Source organism: Flavobacterium sp. MMS24-S5 (assembly GCF_050320125.1).
In the GTDB taxonomy this organism is placed as follows: Bacteria; Bacteroidota; Bacteroidia; order Flavobacteriales; family Flavobacteriaceae; genus Flavobacterium; species Flavobacterium tyrosinilyticum.
The window spans coordinates 3770752-3793972 of record NZ_CP190016.1 but is presented as its reverse complement, the minus strand read 5'-3'; the positions used below and the strand labels follow the sequence as shown (position 1 = coordinate 3793972).

Sequence of the window (23221 nt, the reverse complement as noted above, 5' to 3'; positions counted from 1 at the left end):
TGAGTAAAAACTAAAGGCTGTGAAAAACCTTTATTTTATTAATAAAAAACAAACTGTAAATAAACCTTTGGCATTTACAATTTTGAAAGTGCAAAAGTATAACTTTTAATTGAAGTTTTTATACTGAAAAACAATCGCTTTTACCATATTCTAAAACAAAAAACGGATTGAAAATTCAATGTGATTTTCAATCCGTTTTTTAAAATTTAAATTATTGAATGCTTTTTTAAGCTTCTTTAGGCTCTGGCATTAAGATCGAAGCTAAAACAGAAATTAAAAGTACACCTCCAATTACTAATAAAGAATAAATAGATTCAATATGGTAGAATGGAGAAATAATCATTTTTATTCCGATAAATGACAAGATAATAGCTAGACCATATTGCAATTTACTAAACAAGTGAATAAAGTTGTCTAACAAGAAAAACAATGCTCTAAGCCCTAAAATTGCAAAAATGTTAGAGGTATAAAGAATAAACGGGTCGTTTGAAATGGCGAAAATCGCAGGAATAGAGTCTACTGCAAACAGTAAATCTGTAAATTCAATTACGGCTACAACTACTAAAAGCGGAGTTGCTAATTTTTTACCATTTTCGTATGTAAAGAATTTATCTCCGTCATACTTATCGCTAACTTTAAAAAACTTTCTAATCAATCTTGCTCCTCTAGTATTGTTGTAATCTTCATCATCGTCATCGTCTCCAGAAGACCAAGATTTAACCCCAGCATATACCAAGAACAATCCAAAAGCTGTCATGATTAAGTTAATGTCATATTTAAATCCTTCTAATCCTGCAAGTCCTAAAAGTTTGTTTAAATACGTTAATTCGATTAAGAAAGCACCAGAGAAAATAAAGATTGCTCTTAAAACTAATGCTCCGATGATTCCCCAAAACAACACTTTATGTTTGTTGTCATTGGCAACATCAAAAAATTTAAATACTAATATGAATACAAAAAGGTTATCAACAGAAAGCGCTTTCTCGATCCAATATGCCGATTGAAATTCATAGAATTTAGCTGCACCTGCAAAATAATACACTAGACCACTAAAGATCATGGCTAAACTGATCCAAACTAATGACCAAGTTATAGCTTCTTTATTTGTTACGACGTGACTTTTTTTGTTGAAGATTCCTAAATCTAGCAACAGCATAATCACTACTGCAACCGCAAAAACAATAATTAAACCGGGATGTTCCGAAAAGATTGGGTGTTGATTCATTTTTAGATATTAATTAGGTTAATTTTTAAATTATGTATTGGCCATTGTTACCACAATGATTCTTCCGCCCTCTTCGTTAGAAAGCAGTATTTTTTTTCCGTGTGTAAGCTCTACCATTGTACCAATTGGAACTTCTTTGTCTTCGGTTAAATCTTTTAGCGAAGTCAGTTTTTGATTGACCAAAACCCACTTCCCATTAAAAAAAGTAAAGTAACCAACAGGCACTTTTTGCTGCGGTGTTAATTTCTCATTTCTGGCAATATTACGATTAACATGCCATTGAAACAAATATTGATCATTATAAACCATTAATCGATGATTCTCGGGCTTCCAGGTCGTTTCTTGAAACTGATAATACAGATCTAAAACAGGCAGTGTTCCTTGATGCGGAGTACCGCAAAAAGGGCATTTTGGAGTATTTGTATTATCAAAAACATACCATTTTTGGTCGCATGTCGGATTATGACATTTCTGCATTAAATCGGTTGTTTTTAACAATGCTATTTCCCATTCTTCTGCGTTTGGTCGCTGCATCGGATTATGCAATCCGTCTATAAAAACTTTATCAAACAGGGTCTTCAAATAAGGTCCCGTTATGGTGTATGGCAATTTTGTTATATCTGCCCAAGGCAAATCCCATTTAGAAACTTGGTTTAATTTTGGCCTATTTGTAGCATCAGTTGGATGTTCGATAAACATCGCTTTCTCGCCCATTGACAATAAATCGTCTTTTTCTGTATCTAAGTCATGGACTTTTCCTCCTTTTAACGGATGCCTATGCAATAGAAACATATAAATCAAAACTGGAAGCGCATGCAAATCAGTTAATCTGTTTGGCAATTTTCTGTTCGGATCATTTTTATCTAAATGTTTGCTCGAAAGTACTTCTGGCGCAATAAATTCGGCTGTACCAATTACTTCTGCAGGAAATAATCCTGGCACAACCAATCCATCCAAATCTATCATACAAGCCGATCTTTCTATCGGATCTATCAACACATTATTGTATGATAAATCAGAATGAGCCAATCCCATAGCATGCATTTTTTTAACGCCTCTAGAAAGATTTACACAAACCTGAAAATAGCTTAACCAATCGCCCAATTCAGAACTTGCCACACGTAACGGAAAATGCGGATTTCTAAATTTTGGTCCCGCAAACCATTTTCCGTTCTTTTCTTTTCCTTGAATTAATTCACTGGTTTGATATCCTTTTTTAAAGAAGAATTTTGGCTTATAAACAGGGACAATAATTCCCGTTAAACCATTGTATTCAATAACGTCCGTTGGCCATCTGAAAACTTCATTTAAATAATAATCTCCAGCTTCTCCATTTTGAATTTGAGAATAGTATTTATTGGTAATTTTTTGAAGTCTTTCTTTCTGATTGAAGTCTAATTTATCTCTAAAAATGGCGACTACATATTTTCTGTCGGGACTAAAATAAACGTCTTTTACACCACCGCGCATCGGCTCTCCGTTATCAACAAATTGATATGTTTTAGTAGAGTCGTTTATTGATTTTACTGTAACTGTACTCATATTTAGTAAATTATAGCAAGCGTTCTGTCATCATGATTTCCTGGACTCCAAAAGTCCATCCAAGTTGAAAGCTGTGTCGCAATATCTGCATTTTCATCTTCAAAATCAACTTTAGATCCGTCTTCATTTTTGCCATTTAAATCAAAAAGAAATTCATTCCATTTTTCTATTTTTTCTAAATTGGCTTCGACCACAAATTTAGGATCGTAAATTCCGTCTGTCATCAGCATTAAATAAGAGAAATCATCTACTAATTTAAAGCCGAAACGTGAAGAAAGTTTATCGCTTTGAAAAATTTCAGGCATGGTAATAAAACGTGTTCCACCTCCAAATTCGCCGACATCGATAACATTCATCAATGTAATTTCGGTTAAATCTTTATTTAGCAAACCAATGGGACAATCGCCAACTCCAAAAGTTAAGATGGCATATCCGAAATCATATTTTTTAACTAAAGCAAAAATTAAAGTTGCATGAAATTTTTTCGGTTCTTCGTTATTCGTCTTCGCAAATTCTTCAATCTTTTGATTAACAAAATGAGCCGCTTTTGATAATGTATTGTAACCAAAATGACTTATTTTTTTGGATGAATCTGAATCTGTTTTATGGTAATGATGAAGTAAAATCTCGTCAAATTCTTTTAAATTTTCTTTATCTAGATTTTCTTCAAAATACTCAATTAAAGTATCGCAAGCTAATTTTGAACCTTTTCTCGACAAAGCTGCCGAGCCTGCTCCATCTGAAACAGCTAAAACACTCCAGCCATTTGTATGAAAATTTTTGAATGCAAAATCGTCTTCTCTAAAAGAGCCTACATTGGCATGACTTCTTCCTCTTTTGGAAGCGACAACAATTTTTTTATCTAAAAAAGTACCAGCAATCGCTACATTATCTTCTTTAGCAAAAGGAGCATTTTTATCACTTTCGATATTTTTCCAAAGTGATTTCGGGTCAGGATTTATAATTATGGTAAAAACTTTTTCGTTTAAAGGCGTTTCTTCCGATTCGCCATCAATTTTAAAAAGCATTTTTATTTTTAAATCTCCGCTTATTTTCGGATTTCCCGAAAGCACTTCATTTTCACGATTAAATGAAAGTCCAGTTTCTTCTAAATTTTCCATTTCGTACGCAATAATATCATCCCAAGCCAATTGCATAAAATCAATTTTTGCTTGGTATGCTTTATTTACGGTACCGTTTGGCAGAAAAACAGATTGATTCGTAATATCATCTATTCGATTTATTAAGTTCCAATTTTGCATAATGATCTGCTGTTTTTCTTTTATTATTTTTACTGCTGCAATATTGTTTTCACTAGAGATAAAATCTTCAAAAAGCGATTGTTTGCCTTTTGGAATATCGATTTTATTCTGGAATAAAAAAGACTGAAGATATCTTTTGGTCTCTTCCATACGTATTATCCTTGCGTTCTGTTTACATCAAAACCACCTTCGCCATAACCGTAAGATCCTTGATTGTTACACCAAGGGCATGTACTAATTTGCTCGTCGCCAATACAATGTATTTTTTCGCAAACACAAACTGCAAATGCAATTTGATTGCCGCAACATGGACAAGTTGGTGCACCAAACAATTCTTCTGTATTTACTTTTATATTGAAATTACTAGTATCAGCCAATTCAAAATAATTATTGTCAACTTGATAAGCGCCAACTAATTTGTAATTTTTTGACGCCAATTCGATTCCAGCATAAATAGATGGCGCAATATTTTTGCGGTATTTCATCAAATATGGCCTCTTGGTATTTTGACATTTTCCGCTTAAAACCACATAATTATCATCTACATATTGTTTGTTTGGCTCTTCTTTTGTCAAATCAATTTTAGAAAGCGTTTCTCCATCTAATTTTGCCAATTCAAAACCAGATGAATTATTTTCTACACTAATACTACTGGTTTTAATAGAATCTGTAACCCATTTAAAAAATTCTTTGTACGATTGTACATTTGTGTTTTTAAAGTGAAGTACGTTTTCTGTCAACTGCCCTAATAATTTTGTATCCGTTTCGTTTCCAAATGAAACCGCAATTAAATTTGCAGTTCGCTGCCAATTATTTTTCCATTCGTTTATTGCTGCCTGCGTATCGTCTGTCGGAACTCCGTCAGTAAATAAAAAAACGATTGGTTTCCAATCTCCTTTTACTTCATAAGTCGTTTTAACAATATTATTTCTTAATTCATACATTAAATGCCCTAAACCTTTACTAAGCGATGTCCCGCTTCCAATTGGAAATTTAGGCGGATAAAAACTCACTATTTCCTGCAACGGCACTAAAGTTTTTGGCTGTCCTGCAAAAACGATGATAGAAACATAAACCGTTTCTAAAGCATGCGGATTCTGTTTTTAATGCCTGAATAATAGTTGCTAAACCTTCTTCAACTTGCTGAATAGGTTCTCCAACCATTGATTCTGAAATATCAATTAAAAAATATATTGGTAATCTTCTCATTTTAAAGGAATTTTAATAGCATTAAAAAAATAAATAAAAGGATAATTTGTGTCATATCAACTGCCAATCCAACGCCGACTTGAGCAGGTTTTACAAATGTTTTCAGGAAATTTAATATGGGGGAAAATATACTATTGAAAAAATCAAAATACGATTTAAACTGAGGATGAAGCTTATCTTTATATGGCAATAATTTGGAATAAAAAAATAATGCAATAATCAGAATTTCAATAAGAATTTTAATTGTATACATTATGAAAGTGCCTTGATTATCTCACTCGCTATTTCCTTAAAAGCCTCTCTTTCTGCGGTATTTTTGGTTGGATAGCCGTAAACTGCTATTCCGTTATTTGGTTGCATATAATTTATAGAGAAACAAGCGCCATAACATTTATTTCCTCCATTTAAAGGTATATCATGTTTCACTTTTAAATAAGCACAACTTTTTCTAACAATTACATCGTGGATAATAAAATCCTTTTTAGTGTAATTCTGCTTTAAGATCTGCTCTACATTTTTAATATTGAAATCTTCAATACCTGTTGTCCCGTAACACATATTGATATTATCTATATTCATGGTATCTAATATCTCATCTGAAGTTTGCTCTAAATTTTCAAGCTCATTTTCTTTTCCTTCATAATAAGCTTCATCCACTGCTGTGGCAACATGTATAAGCACTTTTGAAAATGTAAATAGCATATCAAGCATTTTTTTTAATTAAATCACAACTGTTATTTCGCTTGGCGGCGGCGGAAGCGTTACACTTTCTCCTGTTCCTTGGCTTTTATTTCCTTGTTCGATGGTTTCAGAAACCCATTTGAAAAATTGCTTTAAAGTAGAACTATCAGCAGAATCTAAACGGACAACATTGTCTGTAAGTTCCTTTAAAATACTATCGTTTGCCATATGTCCGGCCGCACAACCTACAACTGCACCAAAATTTAAGGCCTTAATTTCTTGAATTTTTTCTCTGTAGAATTGAATATCTGATGGTTTTCCGTCTGTAAAAACAAATAATAATGGTTTCCAGTCGCCTTTTAAAGTTGCAGATCCTTTTATAACTTCTGTTTTTACTTTCTGAATTACAAAATCTAAACCTGCTCCCGTATTGGTCGGGCCACTTTGCGGACAAGTTATTTCAGGAAGCTGAAAATGAACCAATTCAGTTAAGGGTACGATTTCTTTTACTTCTCTGTCGTAGGTTATAATACTAATCCAAAGAGAATCTAATGCTTGCGCGTCTGAACGCAATGTATTAATCATACCACTCAAAGCATTATTCAAAGCTTGAATTGGCTCTCCGTACATTGAACCCGAAGTGTCTAGCAAAAAATATACTGGTAGTCTTCTCATAATAATTTTTAAAAACTAGTAAAACAATGAATTCTGAACTATCAATTAAAACGGTATTGTAACTCCGTCTTTTTACTGAATTTAAACCACAATGTTTAATTCAGATGGTGGCGGAGGTAATTCTTTTACATTTGTAAATTCTCTGCCTAAATCTTCAATTTTTGTAGAAGTTACACCAATTGAAGCTGTTACCCATTGAAAAAACTTGCCAATACTAGCGCTATCTGCGTTTTCTAAACTTACTACAGTATCGGTAATTTGTTTTAGAACGTTGGTATCTGCACCGCCTCCCGCTGCACAAGCAACCGTAAAAGCTGTTTTTACTTTTTTAAATTCTGCCAGACCGTTTTCCCAATTATCTGTCGGAATTCCGTCAGTCATAATAAATACTAATGGTTTCCAATCGCCTTTTTGCTCTGTGGTTGTTTTTGCAACTTCAGTTTCTATTTTCTGTGCAGTCAATTTTAAAGCATCGCCTAAAGCCGTAACTCCAGTCGCTTTTAAATCAACCATTTGAAAAGATGCCAAATCGGTTAATGGAATAATCTGCTGTGCCGTGCTGTCAAAAGTAATGACACTCAAAAAAGCAGTTTCTATGGCTTGCGGATTTTGTCGCAACGAACTGATCATCATTTGCACACCGTTTTTAACGGCTTCAATAGGTTCGCCAGTCATTGAACCAGATGTGTCTAAAAGTAAATATACAGGCAGTCTTCTCATGATATAACGATTTATACAGGAATATTATAGGTTGAAGTTTCAAAAGCGCTATAAATATTAGAGCTTCTTTTTAAAGTCGCTACTAAAAATGAAATAATGCATGAAAATATTACAAGTTTCTCAGCTTGATAAACAGATCTATCACCTGAGAAACTCTAATACATTAATGTTTTCAATTTATAGGTAAGATTCAACTATTTTATGAATAGTCTGTCCTAAAAAAGTATCGTCTGTTGGATCTCCAATTGCGCTGAATTTCCATTCTCCATTACGTTTGTACAATTTACCCATAATGATAGAACGCTTGTTTACATATTGACGGTCTGCGGCTACATTATACGAAGCAAATTCAGAAACTACTTTTGTTGGAGTTCCTTCATACATTCTAATTTTTGCATAAGGAATTTGAGAAAAGTCTTCTTTTCCTGCATTATTCAAAAAGAAAAATATCTGATTTACTTTGGCATCAACTTTAGAAAGGTCAACTGTAATAATTTCATTATCCAAACCATCGTCACCACCCGTATCACCTGCAAGGTCATCACCAGTATGTTTCAATGCACCATCTACACTTATCAATTTACCTTTTGGCAAACCAAATTGTTGTAAAACCTCTACTCTGTAAAGTGGGGAATACAAATGATCGCATAGTTTGTTTTGATCATCGATTAATACACAGCTTAAATCTAAATCAATATCCACTACATTTTTTGATAATCCTAAAAAGCCTTTTGTTTCAATAGCTCCCCAGTTTACTCCAACACAGAAGTTGGTTAATGTTTCACCACTAGTTTTTCTTAAATCAATTTTTTGACCTTTGGTTAAGTTAATTGCCATTTGAGTTAATGTTTTAAAATTAATTATATTTATTTAAGTAATCTTGTAAACCGCCTTTCATTCCAATACCAACAGCTTCAAATTTCCACTCTTCGTTTCTTTTGTAAATTCTACCAAATTCTACGGCCGTTTCTATAGAAAAATCTTCGTCAAGTTCATACTTCACTAACTCAACATTAGCCTGATCTAAAATTCTAATAAATGAATTTCTAATTTGTCCAAAATTTTGTCTTTTTGTATCAGCATGGTGAATGGTAACCACAAAACAGATTTCGTGAACTTCTGGAGAAATTTTAGATAGGTCGATGTAGACTTTTTCATCGTCGCCATCGCCGTCTCCTGTTAAGTTATCACCTGCATGCGTAACTGCTTGATCTGGAGATTTTAAATTATTGTAATAAATAAAATGATTGTCATTTGGAATTTTTCCATTTGCACCAACTAAAAAAACTGAAGCATCCAAATCAAAACTTGATCCTGTGTTGCTTGAATTACTATCCCATCCTAATCCAACAGTAAATTTTGGAGCATCGATACTTTGTCTTTGTCCCTTTTCTAAGTTAATTGCCATTTTATTTTTAATTAATATTAATATTCAACATTGTTTTTAAAATATTAGTCTGCTCATCAACATTTTGTAATTCATCCAGAAAATCGACAGACGAAATTTTTTCTAGATATTCATTTAGCACTTCTAAAACACTTTCAGGCAGTGTTGTTTTTATTGTACTAAGTTCCTTTTTTAGGTTCGCATTTTTATTTTTCAGCCCTTTTATAATAACTTGTTTAGAAGAATCATTTTTAGAAAGATCAATTCCTTTTACAGCTTCTTCATTTAAGAAATAGAATGATTTCTCGTTAGCAACAAAAACAAATTTGTCATTAGAATCTCTGAATTCATAAACTTCTATAATCTCATTATTACAAACTAATCCGCAACAAAATTTGATCTTAAAACCTAAAATATTTAGTCGACCTAAAAGCTTTCTTTCAAATCGTGCGTGTGCATTTTCATATACACTTTTATTAAACTGCGAAAGCTTCTCGTACTGATCAATAGTAATTTCTCTATAATATTCTGCCTGAATGCTTTGTGAGAAAGTCAACAAATCATTCCAATTAAAAAAAACATCTTTTTCGGTGACAAACAATTGATAGAGTTCTTCTATCTTTCTTGACATATTTTGAGCATGAAGCTGCAGTTGTTTTGCAAGCTTTGTCTCCCCGATTTCCGATTTTAATTTTGCTAAAATATCTTCGTTAATGTAAATCTCATCTGAAATTAAAACATACTGTTGTTCTTTTGATTTTTTTAGTTTTTGAAACAAATCAATTAAACTGTTAGTATATTGAATATGAAAAAGTTCCAGTTTATTAATATCTAAAATTCTATTTTTTTCGAAGAGTTTGTGAATGATTTTTGTTCGTACCAAAACTCCAACAAGATCCTTGTGATTGAAGAAATTGGCTAACAATTCTAAAACCACTAATTTTCTATTACTCTCTTTTATTATTTCAAGATATCTTTCCTCTTCCTCCTGCATTTATTTAATTTCCAAACATTCAATTTTTATTAATCTTAGCTTACAACACCTTTTTTCAATTCTTGTTCTAGACTTTGTAAACCGGCATCAAGTTGTCTTCTGGTTTCTGCACCTTGCTCATGAATTTGCTTCACTTCTGTCAAAGTATCAATCAAAGATTTCGTTGTCATCTTAAGTGTTTCAAGAGAAACGACTGTATTTTCGTTTTCTTTAGCCACTTCAATACTATTTTGTTTCAACATTTCAGCATTTTTCTGTAAAATAGTATTTGTTGTTTCTGATACTTTTCTTTGTACTTCTATATTTTGTTTTTGTCTTTGAAGTGCTACCGCAAGTGTAAGCTGGTTTTTCCAAACTGGCATTGTTGTAGTCAATATAGACTGTGCTTTTTCTGCAATAGAAGTGTTATTGTTTTGCACCACTCTAATTTGTGCCAAAGACTGAAGCATGATAAAACGCACAATCTTCATATCAGCAAGACGTTTGTCTAAACGATTGATGAAAGTTCTTTTATCTGAGATTTGATAATCCTGATATTGCGCGCTATTTGCTTCCATTACAGCAAGCTCTTCGTTTAATTCTTTAAAACGAATTTGTCCTGCAATAATGTGTTTTTCCATTTCTTTGATAAGATTCACATTGCCATCAAACATCGTTTGAAGTGCGCTGTTATCTTTCACAGAATTAATCATTCCTGCTTTTACCTTATTACTGATTTTATCAATATTTACAGTAATTCTGTCGTATTCTTGGAATAACTTTTTTACATCAATAATAAACTTATTAAGCAACGGAATTTTTGAAATGAATCTTTTAAACGGACTTTGATTTAACTGTTCAACGTCTATATAATTCAGTTCAGTTAATAAATCATTAATCAAACCTCCTACTTCGCCAGAATTATAAGTTCTTACATTCGTTAAGAAATTATCACTTTGTTTAGCAATAGAATTTTGAATTTCGGCGCCATAATTCAGAATCGAATTGGCGTCATTTTCATTCAATTGATTCGAAATGCTTTTATAACTATTTACTTCTGCTTCTGTAATTGAAGCTAAGTTCACATTTCCATCTTTATCAATCAAAGCAGTATTCTCCTGAGTAACTAATTGATTTTCCATGATTTTTATAAGTGATTCTGTTGAATTGTAACAATAGTTTGTTCTAATTTTTTATCGCTTGTTGGTACTCCAACTGCATTAAATTTCCATTCGTCATTTCTTTTATAAAAAACACCTAAAATCATGGATACGTTACCAGCAAAGGAAGCATCATTTGCAACATCGTAACGCGCAAATTCTTGAGTTACTCTAGTTGGAGTACCTTCGTATATTCTGATCGATGCGAAAGGAATATCTTTAAAATCCTGACCTCTAAAACTGTTTATAAAAAATGCAACATGACTTGCAGAAGGCGTTAACTGAGAAAAATCTAAAGTAATAACTTCATTATCCAATCCGTCGTCACCATTTAAATCTCCTGTTAAATCATCTCCACTGTGTTTAATTGCACGATCATTAGAAATTAATTTTCTAAAGTTTACCGAATCAATATGATTTTTCTTGTCGTCATAAACAGCACAGCTAGCATCTAGATCTACTGCTTCTTTTTTTGTGCCAAAAAATCCTTTTTTCTCGATTGCTCCCCAATTCACACCTACACAAATGTTTACTAGTTTTGAGCCATTGCTTTTTTCAAGATTAATACGTTGTCCTTTTTCTAAATTAATTGCCATATCTTAGTTATATTTATTTAAATAATCTTCCAATCCGCCTTTCATTCCAACACCCATTGCCTCAAATTTCCACTGTCCATCTTTATTGTAAATTCTTCCAAATTCAACTGCAGTTTCGATAGAGAAATCTTCTTCCAATTCGTATTTAACCATTTCTGTATTGTTAGAATCATCTACAATACGAATGAATGAATTACGCACTTGTCCAAAATTCTGTCTTCTTTCTTGAGCATCATGAATTGTAACCACGATACAAACTTCTTTTACAGCGGGATTTATTTTAGTTAAATCTATTTTAATTTGCTCATCATCACCGTCTCCATCCCCTGTTAAATTATCACCTGTGTGAATAACAGATTCGTCTGGAGCTTTTAGATTATTATAAAAGATAAAATGAGAATCGGATAATATTTTTCCGTTAGCACCAACAATAAAAGCCGAAGCATCAAGATCGAAACTAGAACCTGTACTACTGTTGTTTGTATCCCATCCTAGACCAATTGTAAATTTTGGTGCATTAATATTTTCTCTTTGTCCTTTCTGTAAATTAATAGCCATAATCTAATCTATTTTTATTACGTTAATATTGTTTTGATATTCTAAAATCTGATGATAGTTATTACTAATTGCAAGATGAAATAATTCGTTACTTTTCTTTCTAGAAATATTAGAAATTAAATAAGCAAATTGTTTGTCATCCAGGCTTAATATATATTTTACGATTCTCGTATTGTATTGAAAATCTTCACTATTTACAATAGAGACAATATCTTCTACGTTTTTAACCGCAAAATAATTGTAATGATTTTCTATTTTCGGATGAATCTCTTTATTAGTCAATTCTGCGTAGTAAACAAATAGAAAATCTCCTTTGACATTATACTGATCCAAAATTTTATTTACTGTATGCTCGTGGCTGCCTGTTATTTTAATATCGTCTACAAAAATGCATAGTTTGCCCTCAATAAAATTACGATCGATGTAATACGTATCATTCGATATTAATTTTACTCTTTGTTCAAAATCTAAATTTCCGTAATCTGTTACGTAAGTTTGATTTCTATAAATTTTAGATTCAATACAAGCTTTTTTCCCATTTTTAAACAAATAGCTGTTTAGCTCTTTTTTAAAATAATAGCACAAAAAGTTGGATGCAGTTGGAATAGACAAATAAGGACTTGGTAAAATAACAATGTCTTTATTTGATAAAATTAAATCTTTATGTTGAGCAACAAATCCGTCGAAAAGATCTTCTGCAAATTTCTCTGCAAAATACTTATCTCCAAATTTAAATCGGCTGTATTCTGCCTCTTTAAAAGGACAGATTTCTTCTTCAGCAATTTTGTGTAAACTATAGCTTATATTCACTTTTATATCTTTATTAGATGTGCATCAAAACCAAATTTTAATGCTCCATTATAATCAGCAATATTATTATCGCCAATATGCAAAACATCCTTTTTTTCTATTTTTTTATATTTATTAACTTCATCAAATACCAATTTAAAAATTTCAGTGTTTGGTTTTGAAAATCCGACTTCATCAGAATATATCTGAAATTTTAAATATTCGGCCAGATCATAATGTTCTAATATTTTTCTTAAAACCTTCCCCTTAATAAATGCTGTATTGCTCAAAATATTTATCGATTTACCTTGATTGGTCACTTCTTTAAACATCTTTTCAATATCAGAATAAATTAAAACTGGCTTATATTTTATAAATAGCTCTTCTGTATGGCTGTAAAACTCCTGTAAGCGATCTGTACCATTTTTATCAAAATCAACATTTAAAGCTCCTAAAATTAAATAATAAATTTCGTACGTATCAATATTTAATCCTGTTTTTTCGTTAATGTTATTGCATAAAACATCATAATACCTTACGACTTCATTTACCCTTTCAATTCCATGCTCTATTTCAAAAAAATCCTTAAATAATAGATTTCTTTTTTGTTTAAATTCTGGATTTGATTTTATTAATGTCAGCCACAAATCAAAAGAAAGATGGCTGTAATTTTCATGATTTATTTTCAAGAATCTCCTTTATTTAATTATTTCTCCCGAATAATATTTCTCTAAGAAGAAACCTAAATCGGCTCTGTAGCCAATTCCTGAAGCCTCAAATCTCCAGTTACCGTTTCTCTTATATAATCTTCCGAATTCGACACCTGTTTCAATAGAAAAATCTTCTCCTAATTCATATTTAGCAATCTCCTGACCATTGGCATCATCAACAATTCTAATATAAGAATTTCGAGCCTGCCCAAAGTTTTGCTTTCTGCGCTCAAAATCTTCAATTGTAACTATAAAAAGAATTTCTTCTATTGCATCGTTAATTTTAGCTAAATCAACCTTTATCGCTTCATCATCGTCTCCATCACTATTTCCTCCAGTTGGATCGTCACCTGTATGCAATAAAGCTCCATCTGGAGATGATAAATTATTATAAAAAACAAAATAGCTTTCACCTAAAAGTTTTCTATCAGCATTAATCATAATGGCTGAAGCATCCAAATCAAAATCATGGCCCGTCCCTTCATTTGGATCCCATCCTAAACCAACAGTAATATTAGAGAGGCCTATATCAATTTTTTGTCCTTTTTGTAAATTTATTGCCATTATTCTATTTTATATTAAAAAAATTAACTTGCACAATAATACGAAAAAGAAGACCATTAATAATGAGGAAAACCGTAAAAGCAAAAAAATTATCAACAAATTAAAGTACAATTCTATTAAAATTGCGTTGATTTAATTTTTACATAATAAATTATTTACCAACAAAAAATTACGGCAAAGATTTATCTTAAACTAATGAGAATACAAGACCGAGTAAAAAACAAACATTATTGCTATATTTACATTTTATTCTAAAAACTCAAAATTGAAATTATAAGTGCTTTTATTAAAGATCAATTCTTAGTTTACAATATTTCTAAAATTACATCAGCATTAAAATGTTTAAAAGAGGTTCCAAATTAAATAGCATTATAACAGGAAGTTGTCCAAAATGCCAAAAAGAAAGCATGTATGAAGACAAAAATCCGCTTCATTTGAGCAAAGTTCTCAAAATGAACGAGCATTGCAGCCATTGCGGATTCAAATACCAAATTGAACCTTCTTTCTTTTATGGCGCAATGTATGTTAGTTACGGATTAAATGTTGCGGTAGGAATTGCAGCTTTTATTGTTTCGTTTGTCTTTTTTGGAGCCACAATCGAACAAGCCTTTATTGCAATTATCTTGACATTAGTTGCATTGTTTCCTTTTGTACTTCGTCTTTCGAGAAACTTATACATTAATATGTTTGTTTCGTACGATCCTAAGGCCGGTCAGGAGTAAGAGATTTTAAATATCTTTTATGGAAGCGTTTTATATCTGCTTCTTTATCTATTGGAGTTCCGCTTTCAATATTATCATACAACATTTTCGCTAAAGCCGGTCCGAGCATTACACCACGTGTCCCTAGTCCGTTAAGAAGATGAATAGATTCGTATGCTTCATGAGTACCTACCAAAGGTCTTCTGTCGGCAACTGTTGGTCTAACTCCAGCAAAATGCTTTACAATTTCAAAATCGCAGGTAATAATTTCTTTAATGCGATCTAGAAGCTCTTGTTTTCCCTCTTCGGTAGGAAGATCTGTTTTATCATGCCAATTGTAAGTAGCTCCAACTTTAAATAAATTGCCACCTACTGGTAAAATAAAAACACTGGTATTAACAATTAAATCCAATTTCAAATCTGGCGCTTTTATTAAAAACAGTTCCCCTTTTGTTCCATCTAAAGGAAGATAATTAAAATAAGGGTTTTTATGCAACCCAAAACCCTCTGCAAAAATGATATGGCGCGCTTTAATATTTTTATACTGAATTCCTAAATCAAGAATCTCCAGGAAGGAACTATGGAAAGATTCTTCAAGAAGTAAATCGTTTTCCTTTAAATAGGTTTTATAACTTTCCAATAGCTGTCCAGTTTTGACATAACCCGTATGTAGAACTTCTCCATAATCATAAGGAGAATCAATACCTTGATACTTCTTAGTAATTAGTTTCGTTGATAAAAAAGGAGCCAAGTTTATTTTATCTGAAGCTGCAAACCAATTATTCTGTTCTTCAATTGAAAAAAACTTTCTAAGAATTGGCATTTTAAAATTGAATTTCTCGTTCAGTTTACCTTCAACCTGTTCGTAAAATTCATTCATTAAAACCAAATGTTCTTTAGCATTCCAGACTTCACTAAATCGCTTCAGAATAACGGGATTGTACAAACCTCCAGCAATTCTCGAAGAATTCTGAGATTTGTCATCAACAACTAAAATAGATTTATTGTTTTTTAAGGCGATTTCGGCAAAAGAAATTCCAGCCAAACCAAATCCGACGATTAAATAATCAAGCATTGTGAAGTGTATAGATAAAATAAAAAAAACTCTAACTACAAAGGTAGCAAGAGTTTTTCTTATTATGAGTTTATGAACTTAGTAATTCCACATATCTTGTTCAAAATTACGAATCTTCTCTTTTACCCTTTCAGACTCTAGCAATTGGCTTTGTGCATTATCTCTAATATAATCTTTAATCTCACGATCACCATAGACATTTTCTTCCTTATATATAACAGCATTGAAACGTCTTGAGTTTAAAATCTGATCAAAGGAAATTGGTAAGGCAGAATTCTGATCATTAAAAGCTTTTCCTTCATGTAGTACTTCTCTAGCGTTGGGAAAGAAAACCCAGAATAGTTCAATATAATCTTTTTCATCACTATTCATGGTATAAACATCGGGCGTTACAGGGCAAATGCCAAGCAGACGATATTTCAAATCGCTCTGTCTTTTATCAAAATACCAAAACCCTTTAATTTTATATTGACTTACATCAGCAGCCGTAAGATCTTGCTTCAAAATATATTCAGCAGGAACTGTTCTAGTTGGTTCCTACTGTCTGGTCAACATAAGTTACTTTCTTATTTTTTCCTGTGCCTGTAACTACTTTCTTCTTAACCACACGCGTTCTATAGTCATCAGGATATTGATTAATAAGCTCTCTACCCGCATCTGTTGTATCAACACGAGATAAAGATCCTTGAATGTCTTTTAAAGTCTTTTTTGTATTAAAATAACTATCTGTATAAACTTCTGTTATTTTACCGTTTCTCATTGCTTTGGTTAATATATCATAAAGCGAACGTCTATCTGGGCCAATATTGGCCGTATCCACAGGAAAATATAACGGAAAATTAATTTTTTCATTTAAATCAATAATTTCCCAAACCATCTTTCCCATCAAAACATCTCGATCATCAACATAACCATACGCTAGAGGCTTATCATTATCAGATATCATTTGAGCGGGTGTCTTATACCCTATCTGATCGGCAGTTTTGGCATTAAGTAAATTAGACTGAGCATTAGAAGATATGCCTCCTAGAACAGTAACAATAGCGATTAATAAATTTCTTACTTTCATCATGATAATTTTTACAAGACATTAAACGAAATTTTATTACAAATATTGTTATTTTTCTTACATAAATATAAAATAATATATTCAACCTATAGCAGACAGCTTATAATAATATATTGACATAAAAAAAAACTCTTACTACAAAGGTAGTAAGAGTTTTTTAATTATCATGCTATGTATCAACTTAGTAGTTCCACATATCTTGTTCAAAGTTGCGAATTTTTTCTTTCACTCTTTCAGATTCCAACAACTGATTTTGTGCGTTGTCTTTCATATAATCGCTAATTGCTCTGTCTCCATAAAGGTTTTCCTCTTTGTAAACAACCGCATTAAAACGTCTTGAATTTAAAATCTGATCAAATGAAATCGGAAGAGCTGAGTTGTTGTCATTGAACGCTTTTGCTTCATGCAATGCTTCTCTGGCATTTGGGAAGAATACCCAAAACAATTCAATATAATCCTTTTCATCACTATTCATTGTATAAACGTCTGGAGTTACAGGACAAATTCCTAGTAAACGATATTTTAATTCACTTTGACGTTTATCAAAATACCAGTATCCTTTAATTTTATACTGTGTAACATCTGCAGCAGTAAGATCTTGTTTTAAGATATATTCAGCAGGAACCGTTCTTGTTGGTTCAGACTGTCTCTTCAACATAAGAAACTGATTTATTTTTACCTTTACCTGAAACAACTTTTTTCTTCACAACACGTGATTTGTAGTCATCTGGATATTGGTTAATTAACTCTCTACCTGCATCTGTTGTATCAATACGAGATAATGAGCCCTCGATGTCTTTCATAGATTTTTTAGTATTGAAATAACTGTCAGTATAAACTTCAGTAACTTTTCCACCTTTAATAGCTTTAGTTAAAACGTCATAAAGAGAACGTCTGTTACGACCAATATTAGCTGTATCTACTGGAAAATATAAAGGAAAGTTGATTTTTTCATTTAAGTCAATGATCTCCCATGTTGTTTTTCCCATCAAGATATCTCTATCATCTACGTAACCATAAGCCAATGGCTTATCATTATCAGATATTAATTGAGCAGGAGTTTTAAGTCCAATCTGAGCAGGAGTTTTAGCGTTTAGCAAATTAGATTGCGCATTAGAAGCAAAACCTCCAGCGATAGAAACAATAGCTATTAAAAAATTTCTTACTTTCATCGTGGTATCGTTATAAGATATTGAATGTAGCTTACACTACTTTATTATTGTATTTCGTAAATTACAGGAGCAGTTCTTGGCAATAAATAACTACCAGCTCCAACAAGTTTAGTTTTAATTTCAGAAATAGTAACTTGGTCTCCTTTACCTGCTCTTGAAAGTACTTGTTTACATTGTGCATTCATTTTGTTTCCTGTAACAACAACTGTAGGCTGTCCAGCAATTTTCATATTGAATCCAACAACATCTAAACCAACTTCAAAATCAAAATCAAGAAGTTTTGCACCAATAGTAGCAATCTCTAAGTTAGATTTAGGCCTTTAACAACTCCCATCTCACCTCTAATTGTTCCTGTTGAGCAGGAATACCTTTAATTCTGAATGTTTTCTTATCAGTTACTTTATCACCGTTTGGTAAAGTACCTGTTACAGAAATTGTAGTTTCAGTACCTTGACCTGGGCTCATGTTATATTTTCCTGGTTTTCCAGCAGAAGCTAAACCTGGAGCACTTGCAACAATTTTATTTGCATCAACACCAGCAAAAGATACAGAGATTGGGTTAACAACTCCTCTATATACTACGTTCATTTTGTCTGCAGAAATTGTAGCAGCGTTTGGTCTTGGAACTACAACATATTTTCCAGAGAATTTTAAAGGAATATTTTTTCCATCCTCTAAGAACGTAAATTGTCCGTTGATGTCTTGTTCTCCAACTCCACCAGCAGTTAAAGAGATAACAGCTTGTCCGTTTACGATTTGTCCTGAACCTTGGAAAGAAGTTGGTGTTGTGTTTTCATCGTAACGACCTAAAACAACTTTACCAGTAACTTTTTCTCCTTGGAAATAAGCATTTTTATCTAAAACAACGATTGCTTGGTAGTTGCTATAAGAAGCAGCAGCAACTGCAGCTTTACCTAAAGCACTGTTGTAAACGTCTGTTTCAACTTTTTTAACGTCATTCTGCCAAGCTGAAAGTTTTGCAGCTGTAGCGATTGCAGGAAATCCTTTAAAGTGGTACGCTAAGTATTTTTCTTTAATTCCCTCTTTGTTTTTAACATCAGAAACATCAAATTTCTTTTCAACCTCAGCAATAATTGATGCGTACTTTTTGTCTGTTCCTAAAGCTGCTTTAATATCAGCTTTATATTTTTCGATTTTAGATATAATTTCGTTACCTTTTTTAGTGTAACCGTCTCCTGTAAACCAGTCGTCGATATTATCTCCTCTATCCATAGCCTCATAAGGCATTTTTCCTGTTGCTTTATCAACTTCGAAACCTTTAACTGCCTGAGCTTTTAGAGTAGCTATATAATCATAAAAATCTTTTGTAATTGTTTCAACTTTGTGAGCTGTTACTGCAGCAATAGCAAATTCTCCTTTTGCTTCAGCAGCTTTTTGATCTAAAGAGCTTAATAAACCAGCGTTTGACTCTATAGAACTAGTGTTTGCACCTTCGAATTTTTCATTCATCAAACCAAAAGCAGAAATTACTTCTTTTGATACGTTCATTGCTAACATTGCGATGAAAACCAGGTACATCAGGTTAATCATCTTCTGTCTAGGGGTTAATTTTCCTCCTGCCATTTTTCTTTAATTAGTTCTTATTAATAAATTTAATATTTAGTTAAAAACTAATTATCCTTTGTTACTCATTGCAGAAAGCATACCACCGTAAACGCTGTTTAAAGAAGCAATGTTTGCTGTCATAGAAGCCATTTGTTCTTTTAATTTAGTAGCGTTATCAGCGATTTCTTTGTTAGCCTCAGCATTTCTAGAAGCACTTTCCAATTGTACTTTGTACAAACTGTTTAATGATTCCATTTGAGTAGCAGCCAAAGTTAATTCATCAGAATATTTCTTTTGCCCAGCGATTGAATCTACAGTTGGAGCAATTCCTTTAGCAGCAGATTCGAAATTTTTGATGCTGTTTCCTAAACTTGACATTAATTCACCGTCAATTTTAGCTTCTTTTAATAATGTGTCTAATTTTTGAGATAATAATCCTTGAGCATCAGTTGCAGATTCAGGTTTAGCTTTTTTCTCTCTTGCTTGTCCATTAGCTAATTCTGGGTAAACTAGAGTCCAATCTAGTTCTTCTTCAACTGGTTCGAAAGCAGAAAGCGCAAAAATTAACGCCTCAGTAACTAATCCTACTGAAAGCATAACTGTACCTGTTAATGGTCAAATCTCAAAGTGAGTAATTTTGAATAACGCTCCAACGATTACCACTGCCGCTCCCATACCATAAGCGAAATTCATTGCTTTTTTACTTAATAATGCCATAATACTTTTTTTTTAGGTTTAAAATAGATTTGTTGGATATTGATAAAATTATAAAATTACTTTTTTCTGTTTCCTGTAACTTGAGTACCCATGTAATCTTGTACAGTTCTGAATCCGATATAACTTCTAGCAGAATCAGCATATTCGTGGTCACGAGTACTTACCTGTAGGAAATAAGCAACGTCTTTCCAAGAACCTCCACGAACTACTTTTCTTTGATTTTTACCATCAATTACGTTTGGATTCATTGTAGAAACATATTCGTATGCGTTTGGATTGTAAGCTGAATCTGTCCACTCTGAAACGTTTCCTGCCATATTATATAATCCGTAACCATTTACGTCATATGATTTTGCTTCTACTGTATATAAAGCTTCATCAGCAGCATAATCTCCTCTACTTGGTTTAAAGTTTGCTAAGAAACAACCTCTATCACTTTTAGTATAAGCAACCTCCCCATGGGTAAGTAGCAGACTCCAGACCTCCTCTAGCAGCGTACTCCCACTCTGCCTCAGTTGGTAATCTGAAAGAGTTTACAAGATCACGTCCTTTTTTCTTAGATTTAATATAACTGTTTTTGTTTAAAGTTCTCCAAGCACAGAATGCTTTAGCTTGTTTCCAAGTAACACCAACTACAGGATAATCTCCATAAGCTTTATGCCAGAAATAATCGTTGTGCATTGGCTCATTATATGAATAAGCGAAGTCTTTAATCCAAACTGCAGTGTCAGGATAAACATTTACCTGCTCTGTTTTTACGAAGTCACTTCTTTTTCCAACTTTAGCTTTTGCAGCAGCTTGAATATCCATCCAAGAATAACGGAATTTCAATTTATTTACGTCAATTGTTCTTAAACCATTGTATGATTCTTCAATTGGTAAATACATAGAATCCATTACTTCAGCATAATACTCATCTGGATATGCTTTAGTATCTTTAATTAACTTAACTTTTCTGTTTAATTTTCTTCCAGCGTATGGATCATCTTTAGTACCAACACTATAGTAGTTGTCATACATGTATTTATCATAAGCTGTCATTTTTTCTGGATCAGAATCATTAAAAGCGTAATCAGCAATGCTTCCGCCTTTTTTACCTTTTCCATCAGTAGCTTTCTGTCCAGTTTCATCTGCTAAGATTGCTAAACGAACTCTCATTGTAGAATCTTTCACCCATTCTACGAATTGACGATATTCACTATTTGTAATTTCTGTTTCATCCATATAGAATGAACGCACGGTTACAGTTTTAGTTGGAGCATCTTCTACGTTAGCTAAATCAGCATCTGATTTACCCATAATAAAAGATCCGCCCGGAACTAATGTCATTCCATAAGGCTTCTCGGGATGCCATTTCCCTCCTGTAACACCAACTAATTCACCTTTGTCACCTGACTTACCACAGCCGATTACTAGTGTTAACATTGCTGCAAATGCAATAAACTTCTTCATATAAATTTGGGATTATCTATTCATTATTAAAAGTCCGTAAACGTATTTATTATTTATCTAAAAAACAATACTACTTGCGAATTTATTTTACCGTTCAAAAATAATGTTAAATAAAATAAAAAAAAATATTTTATCGATAAACTGTTCTAAAAAATCGATGTAAAACGTTAATTTTTATATATTACACGTATTTTCTTACTAATTAATTTTAACTATTTTAAACAAGTTTTAAAAATTTAAGATTTCGCTTAAATTTTCGAACTACAAAGCGTTTTTTCGTTGCGCTTTCCACCATCTTTCTGGCAATTCTTGATTGCAAGCTGACAAATATTCGTCGTAAGAACAGGGTAATAACGTATTTCTTTTCAATTTATTGTTGCCGTTTGATTCGAATGGAATTTCAATCCACCAACGATCTGTTTTGTCACTTTTATAGAATATCAATTCTTCATCATCTAACGGAACTATATACTTTAAATAGTTTGCTCGGCTTCCAAATGGATATTCTTTTGAACGATAGTGATAACCTTCAATAAAATACCAAACAATCTGAGCAATGATAGCCGACTCTGCCGTTGTACTGTTATGATTAAATATTCCAAATGAAGATACTTTATCACTAATACCAGCATATCTTGCTAAAGCACAAATTTCTTTTCCATTAAATCCGTTTGGCTCAAAAGTAACCATATTTGCTGAAGCAGAAGATTTTACAGAATTCAAATCAATACTAACCAAGTCTGCATCTCTAAAAACTGGCTCAGCCAAAGTGATTTTGTTTGAAATTTCGCCCAATCGATATGCATCAAAGAATAACTTTTCGATTAGATCAATTTCTTCTTGCGAATTATAATAGGTCTGATACCCTATATTACAGTAATTGAAAAGGTTATTTGGCTCATCAATAATAATTTTTGTCAAGTACGAATTAGCCGAAACTGATTCATTTTCCTTTCCAAAATCAAATCTATTATCAACTGCAACCAAATTCACCATCTGCTCTAAATCATCGTAAGCACGATACAAAGCATAGGTCAAATCCTGAGAACCTCCCAGGACTATAGGAATGACTTTATTCTTAATTAATGCAGCCGTAACCTTCTTTAATGCATAATAAGTATCCTCTACAGAATCGCCTGCAAGTATATCTCCAAGATCTGCGATTGAAGCATCCCAGTTACCAGGAAACATTCCGTAAAGCTTTTTGCGCACAGCAGTTAGATTAACTTCGTTAATCATATTGATATTTGTACGGTCTTCTAAAACCCCAATTATAGCAATATTAATCTGTGCAACATCAGGAAACTGATCTTGGGTATGAAAGACAACTTTACTTCCAAGCTCTTGTGAAGACAGTGCGCCGACGAATTTTACAATTGCGTCATTAACTGGTTCTAGAAAATCAAATTCCATCTATA

General features: G+C 32.4%; 20 protein-coding genes and 5 pseudogenes. 1 reads left to right on the top strand and 24 read right to left on the bottom strand.

Annotated elements, in window-relative coordinates; genetic code table 11:
* Positions 1-226: 226 nt before the first annotated feature.
* From ACPWTF_RS17525 to ACPWTF_RS17445, 17 genes are all read right to left on the bottom strand, one after another.
* Complete coding sequence (locus tag ACPWTF_RS17525) at positions 227-1225, bottom strand: TerC/Alx family metal homeostasis membrane protein (RefSeq protein ID WP_379796441.1); 999 nt, start codon at positions 1223-1225, stop codon at positions 227-229.
* Positions 1226-1255: 30 nt separating this feature from the next.
* Positions 1256-2767: a helix-hairpin-helix domain-containing protein gene (locus ACPWTF_RS17520; RefSeq protein ID WP_427872318.1), complete on the bottom strand. Its 1512-nt coding sequence runs from the start codon at positions 2765-2767 to the stop codon at positions 1256-1258.
* 2 nt (positions 2768-2769) lie between these two features.
* Positions 2770-4179, bottom strand: a complete 1410-nt coding sequence (locus tag ACPWTF_RS17515; protein ID WP_427872317.1) for a PP2C family serine/threonine-protein phosphatase — start codon at positions 4177-4179, stop codon at positions 2770-2772.
* 5 nt (positions 4180-4184) lie between these two features.
* A complete protein-coding gene (locus ACPWTF_RS17510) occupies positions 4185-5054 on the bottom strand; it encodes a TerY-C metal binding domain-containing protein (protein WP_427872316.1) in 870 nt (289 codons plus the stop codon).
* The gene (locus tag ACPWTF_RS17505; RefSeq protein ID WP_427872315.1) at positions 5023-5238 is read right to left on the bottom strand and encodes a vWA domain-containing protein; all 216 of its coding nucleotides are present in this window, start codon (positions 5236-5238) and stop codon (positions 5023-5025) included. Before ACPWTF_RS17505 ends, ACPWTF_RS17510 begins: the two co-directional genes overlap by 32 nt.
* 252 nt (positions 5239-5490) lie before the next feature.
* On the bottom strand, positions 5491-5949 hold the full coding sequence (locus tag ACPWTF_RS17500) for a hypothetical protein (RefSeq protein ID WP_427872314.1): 459 nt from the start codon (positions 5947-5949) through the stop codon (positions 5491-5493).
* A 9-nt stretch (positions 5950-5958) separates the two neighbouring features.
* The gene (locus ACPWTF_RS17495) at positions 5959-6594 is read right to left on the bottom strand and encodes a vWA domain-containing protein (protein ID WP_427872313.1); all 636 of its coding nucleotides are present in this window, start codon (positions 6592-6594) and stop codon (positions 5959-5961) included.
* An 81-nt stretch (positions 6595-6675) separates the two neighbouring features.
* Positions 6676-7314: a vWA domain-containing protein gene (locus ACPWTF_RS17490; protein WP_095928646.1), complete on the bottom strand. Its 639-nt coding sequence runs from the start codon at positions 7312-7314 to the stop codon at positions 6676-6678.
* A 177-nt stretch (positions 7315-7491) separates the two neighbouring features.
* The gene (locus ACPWTF_RS17485; RefSeq protein ID WP_427872312.1) at positions 7492-8151 is read right to left on the bottom strand and encodes a TerD family protein; all 660 of its coding nucleotides are present in this window, start codon (positions 8149-8151) and stop codon (positions 7492-7494) included.
* 19 nt (positions 8152-8170) lie between these two features.
* The gene (locus ACPWTF_RS17480; RefSeq protein ID WP_379796429.1) at positions 8171-8722 is read right to left on the bottom strand and encodes a TerD family protein; all 552 of its coding nucleotides are present in this window, start codon (positions 8720-8722) and stop codon (positions 8171-8173) included.
* Between the two features lie 7 nt (positions 8723-8729).
* Positions 8730-9695, bottom strand: coding sequence for a hypothetical protein (locus ACPWTF_RS17475; protein WP_427872311.1), 966 nt, complete (start codon positions 9693-9695; stop codon positions 8730-8732).
* A 35-nt stretch (positions 9696-9730) separates the two neighbouring features.
* Positions 9731-10816, bottom strand: a complete 1086-nt coding sequence (locus tag ACPWTF_RS17470) for a toxic anion resistance protein (RefSeq protein WP_250833968.1) — start codon at positions 10814-10816, stop codon at positions 9731-9733.
* A 5-nt stretch (positions 10817-10821) separates the two neighbouring features.
* The gene (locus tag ACPWTF_RS17465; RefSeq protein WP_095928641.1) at positions 10822-11430 is read right to left on the bottom strand and encodes a TerD family protein; all 609 of its coding nucleotides are present in this window, start codon (positions 11428-11430) and stop codon (positions 10822-10824) included.
* 3 nt (positions 11431-11433) lie between these two features.
* The gene (locus ACPWTF_RS17460) at positions 11434-11988 is read right to left on the bottom strand and encodes a TerD family protein (protein ID WP_095928640.1); all 555 of its coding nucleotides are present in this window, start codon (positions 11986-11988) and stop codon (positions 11434-11436) included.
* Positions 11989-11991: 3 nt separating this feature from the next.
* Positions 11992-12798: a phosphoribosyltransferase family protein gene (locus ACPWTF_RS17455; protein WP_427872310.1), complete on the bottom strand. Its 807-nt coding sequence runs from the start codon at positions 12796-12798 to the stop codon at positions 11992-11994.
* 2 nt (positions 12799-12800) lie between these two features.
* Positions 12801-13466, bottom strand: a complete 666-nt coding sequence (locus tag ACPWTF_RS17450; protein ID WP_427872309.1) for an HAD family hydrolase — start codon at positions 13464-13466, stop codon at positions 12801-12803.
* A gap of 9 nt (positions 13467-13475) precedes the next feature.
* On the bottom strand, positions 13476-14051 hold the full coding sequence (locus ACPWTF_RS17445) for a TerD family protein (protein ID WP_427872308.1): 576 nt from the start codon (positions 14049-14051) through the stop codon (positions 13476-13478).
* A 338-nt stretch (positions 14052-14389) separates the two neighbouring features.
* Here ACPWTF_RS17445 and ACPWTF_RS17440 point away from each other — a divergent pair, with 338 nt between their 5' ends.
* Positions 14390-14773, top strand: coding sequence for a DUF983 domain-containing protein (locus tag ACPWTF_RS17440; RefSeq protein ID WP_095928636.1), 384 nt, complete (start codon positions 14390-14392; stop codon positions 14771-14773).
* Here ACPWTF_RS17440 and ACPWTF_RS17435 read toward each other — a convergent pair.
* The 7 genes and pseudogenes from ACPWTF_RS17435 to ACPWTF_RS17405 form a co-directional block, all read right to left on the bottom strand.
* Positions 14754-15827, bottom strand: a complete 1074-nt coding sequence (locus tag ACPWTF_RS17435) for an NAD(P)/FAD-dependent oxidoreductase (protein ID WP_427872307.1) — start codon at positions 15825-15827, stop codon at positions 14754-14756. The genes ACPWTF_RS17440 and ACPWTF_RS17435 overlap by 20 nt on opposite strands.
* Before the next feature lie 78 nt (positions 15828-15905).
* Positions 15906-16896, bottom strand: a pseudogene (gldN, locus tag ACPWTF_RS17430) (gliding motility protein GldN).
* A gap of 181 nt (positions 16897-17077) precedes the next feature.
* Positions 17078-18068, bottom strand: a pseudogene (gene gldN / locus ACPWTF_RS17425) (gliding motility protein GldN).
* Positions 18069-18112: 44 nt separating this feature from the next.
* Positions 18113-19652, bottom strand: a pseudogene (gene gldM / locus ACPWTF_RS17420) (gliding motility protein GldM).
* Between the two features lie 51 nt (positions 19653-19703).
* A pseudogene (gene gldL / locus ACPWTF_RS17415) lies at positions 19704-20351 on the bottom strand (gliding motility protein GldL).
* Positions 20352-20407: 56 nt separating this feature from the next.
* Positions 20408-21803, bottom strand: a pseudogene (gene gldK, locus ACPWTF_RS17410) (gliding motility lipoprotein GldK).
* Positions 21804-22064: 261 nt separating this feature from the next.
* On the bottom strand, positions 22065-23216 hold the full coding sequence (locus tag ACPWTF_RS17405) for a formimidoylglutamase (protein ID WP_427872306.1): 1152 nt from the start codon (positions 23214-23216) through the stop codon (positions 22065-22067).
* Positions 23217-23221: the final 5 nt, after the last annotated feature.